Source organism: Micromonospora sp. WMMB482, from assembly GCF_019038635.1.
Lineage (GTDB): Bacteria > Actinomycetota > Actinomycetes > Mycobacteriales > Micromonosporaceae > Micromonospora > Micromonospora marina.
In genome coordinates, this window is sequence record NZ_JAHOPD010000020.1 from 5848394 (window position 1) to 5861987 (window position 13594).

Genomic DNA, 13594 nt, shown 5'->3' on the forward strand with positions numbered 1-13594 from the left:
CGGGCTCACCCGGGCAGGGGGGCCTCGTCGCCTCGGGTGCGGCGCGGGTTGACCAGCCGGCGGACCATCGGGGCGGCGTTCCAGCGGGCCGCGCCGACCAGGTCCCGGGCGTGTTCCAGCACCGTGTAGTCGGGCCGCGCCATGCCGTCGGCGATGGCCCGGTCGAGGTCGTTGCCGCACCGGGTGAGCACGCTGTCGAAGTCTCGGCGGACCGGGTCCAGCAGGTCGTAGCCGAAGGACCGGTGCAGCCGGGCGAACAGCGGTTTGTAGAGGCGGGCCCGCTCGTGCAGCCCGGACGAGTACGACATCGGGTTCTTCGGCCGCTGCCGGACGTAGGTGGGCAGCACGTCGGCGAAGGCCCGCCGGACGATCCACTTCTCCTGCCCGTCGCGCAGCTTCACGTCCAGCGGCAGCCGCATGGCCAGTTCGACGACGCTGAGGTCGAGGAACGGCACCCGGGCCTCGACGCCGTGCGCCATGCTGGCCCGGTCCACCCGTTGCAGCTCGGTCCGGCACAGGTTGCGGATCTTGTGCAGGAACAGCCGGCGGGACCGCTCCGGCCCGACCCGGTGATACATCGGGTACCCGCCGAACAGCTCGTCCGAGCCGTCGCCGGTGAGCACCACCCGGACGCCCATCTCGCGCAGCCGCCGGAAGATCGGCACCGAGACGACCGCGTTGATGATGTCGCCGTACTCGGTCAGCTCGGAGATCCGGATCGCCTCGCGCACGTCGGCGAGGCGGATGTCGCGCGGCCGCAGCTCGATCACCTCGTGCGGGACGCCGAGGTCGGCGGCGAGCCGCCGGGCGTACGCGACGTCCGGGCTCTCCGGCACGCCGACGGTGACCGCCACGCAGTCCGGGTGCAGTTCCCGGGCGTGCAGCAGCGCCAGTGAGCTGTCCAGGCCGCCGGAGAGCACCACGCCGACGGTGAGGTCGGTGTCCAGCCGGGCGCGCATGGCGTCGGTGAGCGCGACGCGGACCAGCAGCGCCGCCTCGTCCGGGTCGTCGATCACCGGCAGGCCGTCGCCGAGGGTGAGCAGGTCGACGTGCGGGCCGAGCCGGACCGGGCCGCCGGGCTCGACCCAGCCGTGGTGCCCGGGCGCCACCTCGCTGATCGGCGCGCCGTGCCCGACCAGCGCCTTGACCTCGGAGGCGAGGTGCAGGCAGCCGGGCAGGCGGGACCAGTACAGCGGCTTGACGCCGAGCGGGTCGCGGGCCAGGTACGCCCGGCCGGTGTCGCGTTCGACGATCACGAACGCGTACTCGCCGCGCAGCCGCCGGACCGCGTTCCCGCCCCACCGGCGGAACGCTGCGAGCACCACCTCGGTGTCGCCCGTGGTGCGGAACCGGTGCCCCAGCCGGGTCAGCTCGGCGCGCAGCTCGTGGTGGTTGAAGATCTCGCCGTTGAAGCAGAGCAGGTGCCGCTCGTCCGGCGACATCCACGGCTGGACGGAGCGTTCCCGGTCCACGATCTTCAGCCGCCGTACGCCGGCCAGGAGCCCGTGCTCCTGCCGGGTCTCGGTGACCTCACCGCGCGGCGCGAGCGCGGCGAGCATCCGCCGGAACGTGGCCGGATCCGCGTCGGGGCCGATGCTCAGCGCGATGCCGCACACCGGGTCACACCCCCATCTCGGCCTCGTACGCCCGCCGGTACCGGCGGCGGGCGGCCGGGGCGAGGCACACGTGCCAGACCTGGCCCTCGTCGACCACGTTCACCTCGCCGGCGTCCTGGCGGGCCAGCAGCAGCCCGGCGAGCGCGGGGCGGGCGCCGAAGCGGTCGTACCACTCCAGTTCGACGTCGGCGGCCCAGCCGAGGCAGTGCCCGCTGGGCACCATCGCGGCGTACCCGAGGCGGCGCAGCCGGTGCTGGTGCTCGGCGCTGCGGGCCAGGCTGGTCACCCAGAGCGGCGGCGTGCCGTCCGGCGCGACGGCGGTGAACTCCCGGGCCAGGTCGTTGAGGAACGCGATCATCTCGCGGCGGGCACGGCGGAACAGCAGCCCGGCGGTACGCGGCGTGGCGTCCGGGCGCAGTCGTCGCCGCACCGCCCGGAGTCCGCGTCCCACCACTGTGGCGGGCTGTTCCTGGTAGCGGAACTCGATCAGGCCGCGGCGGCGCAGCCACTCCAGGTCGACCAGTTCGGTGCTGGCGCGTACCTGGTCGTCGGTGAGGAACGTCGGGCTGTCCCGCCACCAGAGCACGTCGACGCGGGAGAGCAGGTAGATCCGGACCAGCGCGGTGAGGTCCTGCGCCGAGCTGCGCGCGCTCGGCTGGTAGCGGGCCATCTCCAGCAGCAGCGTCTCCCGGGCGCCGATCAGGCCCTGCGGCGTGGCGTCGAGGACCGCGGCGATGGCCGGTTCGCGCAGCCGCTGGTCGAGCAGCACCTGGCGGGCGGTGACCGACGGCGCGTCGGCGAGCGCGCCCACCTCGACCAGGAGTTCCGCCACCGCCGCCCGGTACGCGGACAGGTCCGGCTCGGCGCCGACACGGCGGCCGGCGGCGGGCATCCGCCGGGCGGGAGCGGTGGACGTGACGGCGGGACCGGGCTGGCGACCGGGGCTGCGGCTGGGCACTCGCATGGTCTCCGTCCCCTCTCGGTCAGGACACGGCGTGATTGGGCCTGGCCACACCGTAATGAGCCGTGACGTCGGCAATCGCCCCATCTCCCCCGATATGCCCGATCAGGTGGCGGACGGAGAAGTCAGCGCCTGCACCTCCTCGTACCCGGGCGCTGCCGGCAGGCCCGCGTCGCGCCCGGCGCCGATCGCGTCGGTAAGGTGCAGCGCCGCTCCGAGGGCCGCCCGGAACAGCAGCGAGCCGGTGCTGACCCGGGCCACCCCGAGCCGTCCGAGGGCGGCCAGATCCGGGCCGCCCGGCCGGTACAGCACGTTGAGCGGCAACCCCGCCCCGGCGGCGAGCACGCCGACCAGGTCGTCCGGTGCGCCCGGCACGAACAGCCCGTCGGCGCCCGCGGCCCGGAACAGCGCCGCCCGCCGCAGCGCCTCGTCCAGCGGCGACGGCACCCCCAGCCACCAGGCGTCGGTACGGGCGTTGACGAAGATCTGCGGTACCGCGGCGCGGACCGCCGCGACCACGGCGGCGACGTGCTCCGCCGGGGCCAGACGCCCGTCCGGCCGGCCGTCCTCCAGGTTCACGCCGACCACACCGAGCGCGGCCAGCTCGCCGACGTAGCGCGCCACCTCCGCCGGGTCGTCGTGGAAGCCGTCCTCGATGTCCACCGTCAGCAGAGCGGGCAGACCCCGCAGCCGGTACGCCAGGTCCAGCGTCTCGGCGCGGGTGGCGCGGACCGCGTCCGGCCGGCCGGCGGCCGCCGCCACGCCCAGGCTGGTCGTGCCGATCGCCGGGAATCCTCGGGCGGCGAGCGCCGCGGCGGAGGCGTGGTCCCAGGCGTTCGGCAGCAGCATCGGGTCGCCGGGCCGGTGCAGCTCCCCGAACGCGCGGTACCGGTCGGTCATTGCAGGATCACCTCGAGCCGGGTCGTCGGGGCATCAGGGATCGGGCCGGGGGAACGGCAGCGGCGGCGCAGGACGCCGACCACACCGGCGGCCAAGGCGAGCGCGTACCGCCGCCCGGGGCAGCCGCGGGGACCGACACCGAACGTCAGCGCGGCACGCACCCGCCCGGCGCGGAAGCGGTCCGGCTTCAGGAAGGCCGCCGGGTCGCGGTTGGCGGCGTCGAACCGCAGTAGCAGCCGCTCCCCCGCGCGCACCGCCTGGCCGCCCAGGCTCAGCGGGTCGGCGGCGACCCGGCGGGTGACCCGCACCGGCGGATCGAGGCGCAGCACCTCGGCGAGCAACGCGTCGGTGCCGAGCCCGTCCGGCGCGGCGAGCCCGTGACGGACGGCGGCCACGATCAGCCCGGCGGTGCCGTCGGCGGCCTGCACCAGGAGCCCGAGCCGGTTCGCGGTCACCTCGGCCGGAGCGGGCGGCGACATGGCCAGCAGCGCCGCCACCGCCCGGTCCGCCCGCCGGATCGCCGCCGGGCCCGCGCCCGGGTGGTAGGCGGCGGCCACCGCCGTCACCTCCGCGACGGCCGCCACCGGGTCGGTCAGGCCGAGCCGTTCCGCCAGCACCACGAGGGGTACGCGCCGAGCTAGGTCACCGGTCACGTCCACCCGGTCACCGCCGTTCTCCCCGGTCGCGGCGCGGTCGAGGATCCGCCCGGTCAGCCGTTCCGCGGCCACGCGCAGTTCCCGTGAGTCGAGCGCGTCGAGCGCCGCCACTCCGACGGCTCGCCGCGCGGCATGCCGGTCCGGCGGACTGAACCGGCTCACCGAGGCACGCAGCCACGCCAGGCCGCTCTCCGGCCCTTCCTCGGCGGGCGGCACCACGCAGCGGGGATCGGTCAGGACGGAGACGACGTCCGCGTACCGGGTGACCACCCAGCCGCCGTCGCCCGAGGTCGGCGGCCCGCAGGGCGGTGTGCCCGGAGCAGCCGTGATCGTCGGTGAATCCATCGCCCGACCGTAGGGCGCTGACAGTTCGGTCCGGACCGAACGATCCGGCCGGGCACACCCGGCGGTCCGACGCGAGCGGGACCGGTGCCGCGGGGCGCGGGCAGGTCAGGCGCGGGCGGGACCGCTGTCGCGGGAGGCGGGCGGGGCCAGCAGCGCCGGGTCGAGTCCGAGCGTCTCGGCCAGCGCGTCCCGCCCCGCCGGGGTGACCCGGATCGCCCGGCCGGTGCCGCGCACGGTCCAGCCGAGGTCGAGGAAGCGCCCGCACAGGGCCGCCCCGAGCGCACCGGCCAGGTGCGGGCGTCGTTCGGTCCAGTCCAGGCAGTCGCGGACGAGGGGCCGCCGGGTGGCGCGCAACGGTTCGACGGGTACGCCGAGACCGGCCAGCCAGGTCACGCCGGTGCCGGTCAGCGCGAGGCCGCCGGAGCGGTCGAGCACGCCACGCGTGAGCAGGGCGTCGTGCAGCAGCACGCCGAGCCGCCCGGCCAGATGGTCGTAGCAGGCGCGGGCGTACGCCAGGGCGGCGCCTGCGGACGCGGCGCGCAACGTGCGGGGCGGGGTGGCCGGGGCGGGCGCCCGCGCGGCCAGGTCCTCGACGAGCTGGGCGACGGCCGGGTCGGCGAGGCGGACGTACCGGTGGCGGCCCTGCCGCTCCTCGACGAGCAGGCCACCGGCCACCAGCCGGGTGAGGTGGTCGCTCGCGGTGGACGGGGCGACCCCGGCGGCGCGGGCCAGCTCTCCGGCGGTCCAGGCGCGGCCGTCGAGCAGGGCGAGGCAGAAGCCGGCCCGGGTGGGGTCGGCGAGCAGCGCGGCGAACCCGGCGAGTGCGCGGCCGTCGGCGCCAGTCGTCATCGGCCCATGCTGACACAGTGGGTACGCCAGGACCCGGCCGCCACCGTGGCAGGCGGCGCGCTGCGCTGGCCGGTGCAGGACGCCGACCTGTCCGGCACCGGCAACACGGCGGGGGTGCTGCTGCGTGACGCGCCCGCCCGGAACTACGTCGCCGAGACGAAGGTGACGCTGGACCTGGGCGAGGACAGCGTGCGCAACTACCAGCAGGCGGGCCTGGTCGCGTACATCGACGACGACCGGTTCGCCCGGCTGACCCAGGTGGCGATCTGGAACACCCGGCAGGTCGAGTACGGCTACGAGCTGCCCTTCGCCGGACAACCCGTGTACGGCGGCAGCATCGTCGGCACCCCCGGCACCACCACCTGGCTGCGGCTCGCCCACCGCGTCGACCCGGTGAACGGGGAGCACGAGTTCCGGGCCGGGTCCAGCCCGGACGGGAAGCGCTGGACGTGGGGCGCGGTGTGGACGTTGCCGGCCGGCACGACGCCCCGGATCGGGCTGGTGGCACACGGCGGCGCGACACCGGCGGTGACGGCGGAGTTCGACTACCTGCGCTTCCACCGCTGACGACGTCCGGGGCCGTGCCCGCTCCGGGGCGGCCCCGGCTCAGCCGCCGGTACGGGGGGAGGCGGTGGTCAGCTCGCTGACCGTGCGGGTGTCGCCGTCGTAGCTGCGCGCCGCCACGAACGCACCGGCCGGCGGATGCGCCCCGGCGACCGCCCGAGCCCGGCGCCGGTCCGCCGCACCGAACCGCAACGCCAGGCTCAGGTGCGGCACCCACCGGCCGGGCAGGTGCCACGAGTGCCCGCCGGACGCCTCGGCGAGCACGTCCCAGACCGCGCCGTGCAGCGCGACGAGCTGCGGGGTCGGGCGGACCAGCCACACCAGCGGCGCGCTGCCGTCCAGCACCGCCACCCGGCCCAGCCGCACCGGCAGCGGCAGCGCCGCGTCGCAGAGGTCGGCCAGTCGCTGCTCGACGCCGGGCGGGAAGTCCTCGACCGAGGCGAGCGTCAGGTGCGGCCGGTTCGTCGGGTGCGTGTTGCGGGCCAGGCTGGGCAGCCCGGCGGCGGCGAGCCGGTCCCAGGCAGCGCGAACCGCCGCTTCCAGTTCGGGTGAGCAGAGCAGTTCGACCGTCCGCACGTGATCAGGCTAGTCGCCGGCGACCGCCCGCGACGCCCCGTACGTCAGAGCCAGCCGGCCTCGCGCGCCCGCCGGACCGCCTCCGCGCGGTCGGCGGCGCCGAGCTTCTGCACACAGGCGCTCAGGTGGTTGCGGACCGTTCCGGTGGCCAGATGGGTCCGCCGGGCGATCACCGCGACCGGGGTGCCCAGCTCGGCCAGCCGCAGCGTCTCCAGCTCACGCGGCGTCAGCGGGCACTCGGGCAACGTCAGCGCGTCGGCCGCCAGCGCGGGATCGACGTAACGCGCCCCGGAGTGCACCCGGCGGATCACGTCGGCCAGCGCGCCGCCGGGGGCGCCCTTGGCGAGGAACCCCCGCACCCCGGCGGTGAGCGCCGGCCGGAGCTGGGCGGGCCGGCCGTGTCCGGTGAGGATCACCGGGGCGCAGCCGGGCAGCGCCCGGGTCAGCTCGGCGGCGACCTCGACGCCGCCGGGCGGCGGCATCTCCAGGTCGAGCACGGCGACGTCGGGGCGGTGGGCCAGCGCCGCGTCCAGGGCTCCGCGCCCGTCGCAGGCGTGGGCGACCACCTCGATGTCCGGTTCCAGGTCGAGCAGGGCGGCGAGCGCGAGCCGGATCAGCTCCTCGTCGTCGGCCAGCAGGACCCGGATCACGGCGTCACCGGCACGGTCGCGACCAGGCTGAACACACCGTCGGCGGCCTCGGCCCGGACCCGGCCGCCGGCCGGTGCGAGCCGATCGGCCAGGCCGCGCAGGCCGCCGCTCAGCGGGTCCGGTCCACCGCCGGCACGGACACCGTCGTTGCTGACGGTCACTGTCACCACGCCGTCCTCCCGGATGATCTCGATCCGGCACCAGCCGGCCCGGCTGTGCCGCAGCACGTTCGTCCCGGCCTCGCGCAGCACCGCGGCCAGGTCGGCGGCGACCGGCGCGGGCACCTCACCGGCGGGCGGGACCACCGTCGTGCGTACCCCGCTGGAGCGCAGCACCTCCCCCACCGCGGCGGCCTGCTCGGCCAGGTCGACGGCGCGGTAGCCGTGCACCGCCGCCCGCACCCGGGTCAGCGCCGAGCCGGCCAGCCGCCGGGCCTCGGCCGCCTCCCGGGCGGCCCGGCCGGCGTCGCGCGACGCCAGCCGCTCCGCCAGCTCGGCCTTGAGCGCGATCACTGTCAGGTCGTGGCCGAGCAGATCGTGTACGTCCCGGGCGAAGCGCAGCCGTTCCTCGGCCGCGGCGAGCCGCGCCTGGGCGGCCTGCCCCTGCCGGGCCTCGACGAGCAGGTCCCAGAACCAGACCTGGATCCAGGTGAGCGCGGCGATCCCGGCGCCCACCACGCCGGTGACCAGCAGCGCCGTGAGCACCGGCCCACCTGTCGACCAGGTGACGGCGGCGGACACCGCGAGGACGCCGGCCGCCGCCACCGCCGCGACGACAGGCCGGAACAGCAGCGGCGTCATGCCGACCAGGGACGCCCCGAGCCACGCCCAGGTCGGCCAGGATCCGGCCGCGACCGGGCCGAGCAGCGGCAGGCTGAGCAGCGCCGCCACGGTCAGCGCGGCATGCCGGCGGCGGCGGGCCGGTACGGGCAGCCACGGGGTGACCGCGGCGTGCAGCACCGCGATCTGGGCGGCGGTGAACGCGAGCAGCCCGGCGGCGCCGAGCGCGACGCGCACCGGGCCGGGTTCACGGGCCAGGCCGACGACGGGCAGCAGCACAGTGGTCCACACGTTCGTGGCCAGCGACAGCAGGGTGACCCGCCGGGCCCGGCGCAGCCGGTGGTCGGCGGAATCGACTGTCATGCCCGCCGATCCTAGGGCGTGCACCGCCCCGGCCACCCCCGGGAGATGTCACGGCCGGACCGTGCGATCCGCACGGTTTCCCGGTGACGGACGCGCCTTCTCCGGTGCGCCGAGCGGCGGCAGGGTCGGGGCATGACGGAGATGACTGTGGGCGTACCCCGGCGGTGGGCCGGATGGGCGCGGACCCGGCACCTGGCCGGGATGGTGGTGGCGATGGTGGCCGGGATGGTGCTGCTCGGGCCGCTGTGGCAGGTCGCCGGCGGCCTGCTGGGCGGCGCGGCGGTGCTGGCGCGGCCGGACGTGGGCGCGCTGGTGATGGCGACGAACATGGCGGCGGGCATGGCCGCCTGGATGTGGTACCGAGGGGACGACCGGGCCGCCACCGCGGAGATGTCGGCGGCCATGTACGTGCCGTTCCTGCTGCTGCTCCCGCCCTGGTGGGCGGGATGGGTCGGGCACGACACGCTGCTGCTCGGCGGTCACCTGCTGATGGTGCCGGCGATGCTGCTGGTGGCCCTGCGGCACCGGCACACGGCCGCCGCGCCGCCGCGCCCGGTCACCGCGGCCGTGGCGCGCGGCTGGCCGGCCGGTCTGGGGCTGCTCATGACCGTGGACATGTGGTTCGCGCCGACCGTCTTCGCGCCGTGGACGCTGCTGGTCCTGCCGGCCGGCTACCTGTTGATCGGCACCTGGCGGCGGCAGTGGGGCGACCGGCGCGCGCTGGCCGTGCAGCTCGCCGGGGCGGCCGTGTGGGGCGGGCTGGCGGTCGTGGCGGTGATCGCCTCCGCCGACCTCGCCGGGGTGCTGGTGGGCGTGGGCTGGCTCGTCCATGCGGCCTGGGACGCCTGGTACCACCGCACCGGCGCCGTGGTGCCACGCGGCTACGCGCTGTGGTGCGCGGTGTTCGACGTCGGAGTGGGCCTCACCACGCTGCTGGCCGTCCTGTCCCGGTGATCCGGCGAGGGCACGGGGCCGCGCCGGATCACCCGGACGGGACGGCACACGGGTGGCGCGGCGAACGTTTGCCCCGGTCGCCGCGACCGCCGCGCGGCGGTGATGAAAAGCTTGTCGCATGACCGCCGCACCGACCCCGACCGACCCCGCCGTTCCCGCCGACGCCGAGGAGGCCATCGCGTTCGCCGACCTCGGGCTGCGCACCGAGTTGCTGGGCGCGCTGTCCGCGCTCGGCTACGAGGAACCGACGCCGATCCAGCGGGAGGCCATCCCTCCGTTGCTGGCCGGGCAGGATCTGCTGGGTCAGGCGGCGACCGGTACGGGCAAGACCGCCGCGTTCGCGCTGCCGCTGTTGCAGCGGATGCCGGTGGGGCGGGCCGAGGGCGACCCGGTGTCGCTGGTGCTGGTGCCGACGCGGGAGCTGGCCGTGCAGGTCTCCGAGGCGTTCCACAGATACGGCAAGGATCTGGGCGCGCGGGTGCTGCCGATCTACGGCGGGCAGCCGATCGGCCGGCAGCTGCGCGCGCTCGACCACGGGGTGGACGTGGTGGTGGCGACGCCGGGCCGGGCCCTCGATCACATCGCCCGGGGCACGCTGCGGCTCGGCGCGCTGGCCACGGTCGTGCTGGACGAGGCGGACGAGATGCTCGACATGGGCTTCGCCGAGGACATCGAGGCGATCCTGGAGCACGCCCCGGCCGGCCGGCAGACGGTGCTGTTCTCGGCCACCATGCCGGCCCGGATCGACGGGCTGGCCCGGCAGCACCTGACCGACCCGGTCCGCATCCGGATCGAGCGGGAGCGGCCGGTCGCCGGGGAGGCGCCCCGGGTGCGGCAGAGCGCGTACATCGTGGCCCGGGGCCACAAGCCGGCCGCGCTGGGCCGGGTGCTGGACGTGGAGTCGCCCACCGCGGCGATCGTGTTCTGCCGCAGCCGGGAGGAGGTGGACCGGCTCACCGAGACGATGAACGGCCGGGGCTACCGGGCCGAGGCGCTACACGGCGGGATGAGCCAGGAGCAGCGGGACCGGGTGATGGGCCGGCTGCGGTCCGGGACGGCCGACCTGCTCGTGGCCACCGACGTGGCGGCCCGAGGGCTGGACGTCGAGCAGCTCACCCACGTGGTCAACTACGACGTACCGTCGGCACCGGAGTCGTACGTGCACCGGATCGGCCGGGTGGGCCGGGCCGGCCGGGAGGGCGTGGCGATCACGCTCGCCGAGCCGCGTGAGCACCGGATGCTCAAGACCATCGAGCGGGTCACCGGGCAGCGGATCGCCATCGACAAGATCCCCACGGTGGCGGACATGCGTACCCGGCGACTGGAGCTGACCCAGGGCGCGCTGCGGGAGAGCCTGCTGGAGGACGACCTCGACCCGTACCGGGCGATCGTGGAGTCGCTCACCGACGAGTTCGACCTGGTCGAGGTGGCGCTGGCGGCGGTGAAGCTGGCGCACGAGGCGACGTCGCCGGGCTCGGACGACGAGGAGGAGATCCCGCAGGTTCCGGTCCGCGGCCCGCGCGAGGGCCGGCCGGAGACCGGCGGGCGGGGCGAGCGCCGGGGCCCGGGCCGCCCGCGTACCGGCGGTACCACCCAGGTCTTCATCGGGCTGGGCCGCCGGGCCGGGGTTCGGCCGCAGGACCTGGTCGGCGCGATCACCGGGGAGACCCGGATCAGTGGCCGGGACATCGGCTCGATCGAGATCGCCGACCGGTTCTCGCTGGTCGAGGTGCCGCAGGCGGTGGCCGACGAGATCATCGCGGGGCTGCGTGGCACCACCATCAAGGGGCGCAAGGCGACGGTACGCCGGGACCGGGACGGCGACGGCCCGGGCGAGCGCCGCGACCGGGGCTACGAGCGGCGCGACCGCCGCTGAGCCCGGCGCCTTCGGCGGGCGGACGCGACGTCGCCCCGGCCACCGCGCGTACGGTGGCCGGGGCGACGGTCGTCAGGCCGCGGCGAGCGCCGGACCGTCCAGCGACTCCGTGCCGATCCCGGCCGGGCGCAGCGCCAGCGCGAGCACGTCCGCCACGTCGGAAAGGGTGTGCACGGTCAGCGCCTCCCGCACCTGCTCCGGCAGGTCGTCCAGGTCCGGCTCGTTGCGCTTCGGAATGATCACCTCGGTGAGACCGGCCCGGTGCGCGGCGAGCAGCTTCTGCTTCACCCCGCCGATCGGCAGCACCCGGCCGGAGAGCGTCACCTCGCCGGTCATCCCGAACTCGGGCCGCACCGGCCGCCCGGTGACCAGGGACGCCAGCGCGGTCACCATGGTGATGCCCGCGCTCGGGCCGTCCTTGGGCACCGCGCCCGCCGGGACGTGCAGGTGGATCCGCCGCCCGGCCAGCGCGTTCGGGTCCAGCCCGTAGCGCCGTCCGTTCGACCGCAGGTACGACCACGCGATGTGCGCGGACTCCTTCATCACGTCGCCGAGCTGGCCGGTGAGCGTCAGCCCCGGCTCGCCCTCCATCGTGGTGGCCTCGATGAACAGCACGTCACCACCGGCGCCGGTGACGGCCAGGCCGGTCGCCACGCCGGGCACGGCGGTGCGTTCGGCCGACTCCGGGGTGAACTTCGGCCGGCCCAGGTAGCGGGCCAGGTTCCCGGCGTCGACGTGCACCGGCGCGGCGTCCGTGGCGAGCGCGACGGCGACCTTGCGCAGGATCTTCGCGAGGGCCCGTTCGAGCTGCCGGACGCCGGCCTCCCGGGTGTACTCGCCCGCGATCAGTGCCAGCGCCTCGTCGGCGACCGTCACCTCGTCGGTGGTCAGCCCGGCCCGTTCCCGCTGCCGGGGCAGCAGGTGGTCCCGGGCGATGGCGACCTTCTCGTCCTCGGTGTAGCCGTCCAGCGCGACCAGCTCCATCCGGTCCAGCAGCGGGCCGGGGATCGCCTCGACCACGTTGGCGGTGGCCAGGAACAGCACGTCGGACAGGTCGAGGTCGACCTCCAGGTAGTGGTCGCGGAACGTGTGGTTCTGCGCCGGGTCGAGCACCTCCAGCAGGGCCGCCGCCGGGTCGCCGGAGTAGCCGGCGGCCAGCTTGTCGACCTCGTCGAGCAGCACGACCGGGTTCATCGAGCCGGCCTCGCGCAGCGCCCGCACGATCCGGCCGGGCAGCGCGCCGACGTAGGTGCGCCGGTGGCCGCGGATCTCCGCCTCGTCCCGGACGCCGCCGAGGGAGACACGGACGAAGGTGCGGCCCAGCGCCCGGGCGACCGACTCGCCGAGGCTGGTCTTGCCGACACCGGGCGGACCGGCCAGGGCCAGCACCGCGCCGGATCCGCGGCCGCCGACCACGCCGAGGTTGCGCTCCGCGCGCCGGTTGCGTACCGCGAGGTACTCCAGGATGCGGTCCTTCACGTCGGCCAGGCCGGCGTGGTCGGCGTCGAGCACGGCCCGGGCCGCACCAAGGTCCGTGTCGTCCTGGGTACGCGTGTTCCACGGCATCTCCAGGACGGTGTCCAGCCAGGTACGGATCCAGCCCGCCTCGGGTGAGGCGTCACTGGCCCGCTCCAGCTTTCCGACCTCGCGCAGCGCCGCCTCGCGGACCTTCTCCGGCAGGTCGGCGGACTCCACCCGGGAGCGGTAGTCGGCGGAGCCGTCCGGCTCGTCCTCGCCCAGTTCCTTGCGGATCGCGGCGAGCTGCTGGCGGAGCAGGAACTCCCGCTGGGACTTCTCCAGCCCTTCGCGGACGTCGCTGTTGATCTGCTCAGTGACCTCCTGCTCGGCGAGGTGTTCCTTCACCCAGCCGACGAGCAGTTCCAGCCGGGCGGTGACGTCCGGCGCGGCGAGCAGTTCGGTCTTCTGCGTCAGACTGAGCCAGGGCGCGTACCCGGCCGAGTCGGCCAGCTCGGACAGGTCGGTCATCCGCTCCATCGCGTCGATCACCTGCCAGGCGCCGCGCTGCTGGAGCACCGACGTCATGAGCGCGCGGTACTCGCGGGCGAGTTCCCGGGCGCGGCCCGCCGGTGCGGGCTCGTCGAGTGGGGTCGCCCCGACCCAGAGCGCGGCGCCGGGGCCGGGCACGCCGGAGCCGATGCGGGCGCGGGTCAGACCGCGGATGACCGCCGCCGGTTCGCCGCTGGGCAGCCGGCCCACCTTCTCGATCGTGGCGACCACGCCGACGGAGCCGTACTCGCCGTCGATGCGGGGTACGGCCAGGAGTTCCTTGTCGCCGGTGGCGCGCGCCGCGTCGACAGCGGCCTGGGTGGTCGGGTCGAGGGTCACCGGGATGACCATCCCGGGCAGCAGGACGGCGTCGGTCAGTGGGAGTACCGGAAGAGTTGCCATCGAACACCTGCCATCGCGTTGGTTGAGCGTGTCTGGCTCAAGTAACAAAACGTGCCCCTTGTTCCGGGTTGTGACCCACACCACTCCGAGCCGCCG

General features: G+C 75.7%; 12 protein-coding genes. 3 read left to right on the forward strand and 9 right to left on the reverse strand.

Annotated features, from left to right (window positions below; genetic code table 11):
• Positions 1-5: 5 nt before the first annotated feature.
• The 5 genes from KSK32_RS28580 to KSK32_RS28600 all read right to left on the reverse strand — a co-directional run bounded on the left by KSK32_RS28580 (position 6) and on the right by KSK32_RS28600 (position 5327).
• On the reverse strand, positions 6-1616 hold the full coding sequence (locus KSK32_RS28580; RefSeq protein ID WP_216934346.1) for an asparagine synthetase B: 1611 nt from the start codon (positions 1614-1616) through the stop codon (positions 6-8).
• 4 nt (positions 1617-1620) lie between these two features.
• Positions 1621-2580: a hypothetical protein gene (locus tag KSK32_RS28585; RefSeq protein ID WP_216934348.1), complete on the reverse strand. Its 960-nt coding sequence runs from the start codon at positions 2578-2580 to the stop codon at positions 1621-1623.
• A 102-nt stretch (positions 2581-2682) separates the two neighbouring features.
• Positions 2683-3477, reverse strand: coding sequence for an isocitrate lyase/phosphoenolpyruvate mutase family protein (locus tag KSK32_RS28590; RefSeq protein WP_216934350.1), 795 nt, complete (start codon positions 3475-3477; stop codon positions 2683-2685).
• Positions 3474-4478 (reverse strand): cytochrome P450, encoded by a 1005-nt coding sequence (locus tag KSK32_RS28595; RefSeq protein ID WP_254187221.1) that lies wholly within the window; start codon positions 4476-4478, stop codon positions 3474-3476. Before KSK32_RS28595 ends, KSK32_RS28590 begins: the two co-directional genes overlap by 4 nt.
• A 105-nt stretch (positions 4479-4583) precedes the next feature.
• The gene (locus tag KSK32_RS28600) at positions 4584-5327 is read right to left on the reverse strand and encodes a helix-turn-helix transcriptional regulator (protein WP_216934352.1); all 744 of its coding nucleotides are present in this window, start codon (positions 5325-5327) and stop codon (positions 4584-4586) included.
• A gap of 6 nt (positions 5328-5333) precedes the next feature.
• On the opposite strand from KSK32_RS28600, the gene KSK32_RS28605 reads away from it, so the two are divergent.
• The gene (locus tag KSK32_RS28605) at positions 5334-5894 is read left to right on the forward strand and encodes a DUF1349 domain-containing protein (RefSeq protein WP_254187222.1); all 561 of its coding nucleotides are present in this window, start codon (positions 5334-5336) and stop codon (positions 5892-5894) included.
• 39 nt (positions 5895-5933) lie between these two features.
• Here the strand turns inward: KSK32_RS28605 and KSK32_RS28610 are convergent, their stop codons facing one another.
• The 3 genes from KSK32_RS28610 to KSK32_RS28620 are packed head-to-tail and all read right to left on the reverse strand — an operon-like array spanning position 5934 to position 8259.
• Entirely contained in the window at positions 5934-6467 is a 534-nt protein-coding gene (locus KSK32_RS28610) for a 2'-5' RNA ligase family protein (protein WP_216934354.1), read from the reverse strand.
• A 44-nt stretch (positions 6468-6511) separates the two neighbouring features.
• Positions 6512-7117: a response regulator transcription factor gene (locus tag KSK32_RS28615; protein WP_216934356.1), complete on the reverse strand. Its 606-nt coding sequence runs from the start codon at positions 7115-7117 to the stop codon at positions 6512-6514.
• Entirely contained in the window at positions 7114-8259 is a 1146-nt protein-coding gene (locus KSK32_RS28620) for a sensor histidine kinase (RefSeq protein WP_216934357.1), read from the reverse strand. The genes KSK32_RS28615 and KSK32_RS28620 overlap by 4 nt, the downstream gene beginning before the upstream one ends.
• Before the next feature lie 132 nt (positions 8260-8391).
• Here KSK32_RS28620 and KSK32_RS28625 point away from each other — a divergent pair, with 132 nt between their 5' ends.
• Both KSK32_RS28625 and KSK32_RS28630 read left to right on the forward strand, forming a co-directional pair.
• On the forward strand, positions 8392-9213 hold the full coding sequence (locus KSK32_RS28625) for a hypothetical protein (protein WP_216934359.1): 822 nt from the start codon (positions 8392-8394) through the stop codon (positions 9211-9213).
• 118 nt (positions 9214-9331) lie between these two features.
• Positions 9332-11089 carry a DEAD/DEAH box helicase gene (locus KSK32_RS28630; RefSeq protein WP_091043571.1) on the forward strand — a complete coding sequence of 586 codons (1758 nt, stop codon included), beginning with the start codon at positions 9332-9334 and terminating at the stop codon, positions 11087-11089.
• 72 nt (positions 11090-11161) lie between these two features.
• Here KSK32_RS28630 and lon read toward each other — a convergent pair whose 3' ends face one another.
• On the reverse strand, positions 11162-13498 hold the full coding sequence (lon, locus tag KSK32_RS28635) for an endopeptidase La (RefSeq protein WP_216934361.1): 2337 nt from the start codon (positions 13496-13498) through the stop codon (positions 11162-11164).
• Positions 13499-13594: the final 96 nt, after the last annotated feature.

Excerpts from the sequence above, each read along its gene's own strand:
- KSK32_RS28590 (WP_216934350.1), bottom strand. The coding sequence starts at position 3,477 with ATGACCGACCGGTACCGCGCGTTCGGGGAGCTGCACCGGCCCGGCGAC.
- KSK32_RS28620 (WP_216934357.1), bottom strand. The coding sequence starts at position 8,259 with ATGACAGTCGATTCCGCCGACCACCGGCTGCGCCGGGCCCGGCGGGTC.
- KSK32_RS28625 (WP_216934359.1), top strand. The coding sequence starts at position 8,392 with ATGACGGAGATGACTGTGGGCGTACCCCGGCGGTGGGCCGGATGGGCG.
- lon (WP_216934361.1), bottom strand. The coding sequence starts at position 13,498 with ATGGCAACTCTTCCGGTACTCCCACTGACCGACGCCGTCCTGCTGCCC.
- KSK32_RS28630 (WP_091043571.1), top strand. The coding sequence starts at position 9,332 with ATGACCGCCGCACCGACCCCGACCGACCCCGCCGTTCCCGCCGACGCC.
- KSK32_RS28600 (WP_216934352.1), bottom strand. The coding sequence starts at position 5,327 with ATGACGACTGGCGCCGACGGCCGCGCACTCGCCGGGTTCGCCGCGCTG.
- KSK32_RS28585 (WP_216934348.1), bottom strand. The coding sequence starts at position 2,580 with ATGCGAGTGCCCAGCCGCAGCCCCGGTCGCCAGCCCGGTCCCGCCGTC.
- KSK32_RS28595 (WP_254187221.1), bottom strand. The coding sequence starts at position 4,478 with ATGGATTCACCGACGATCACGGCTGCTCCGGGCACACCGCCCTGCGGG.
- KSK32_RS28605 (WP_254187222.1), top strand. The coding sequence starts at position 5,334 with ATGCTGACACAGTGGGTACGCCAGGACCCGGCCGCCACCGTGGCAGGC.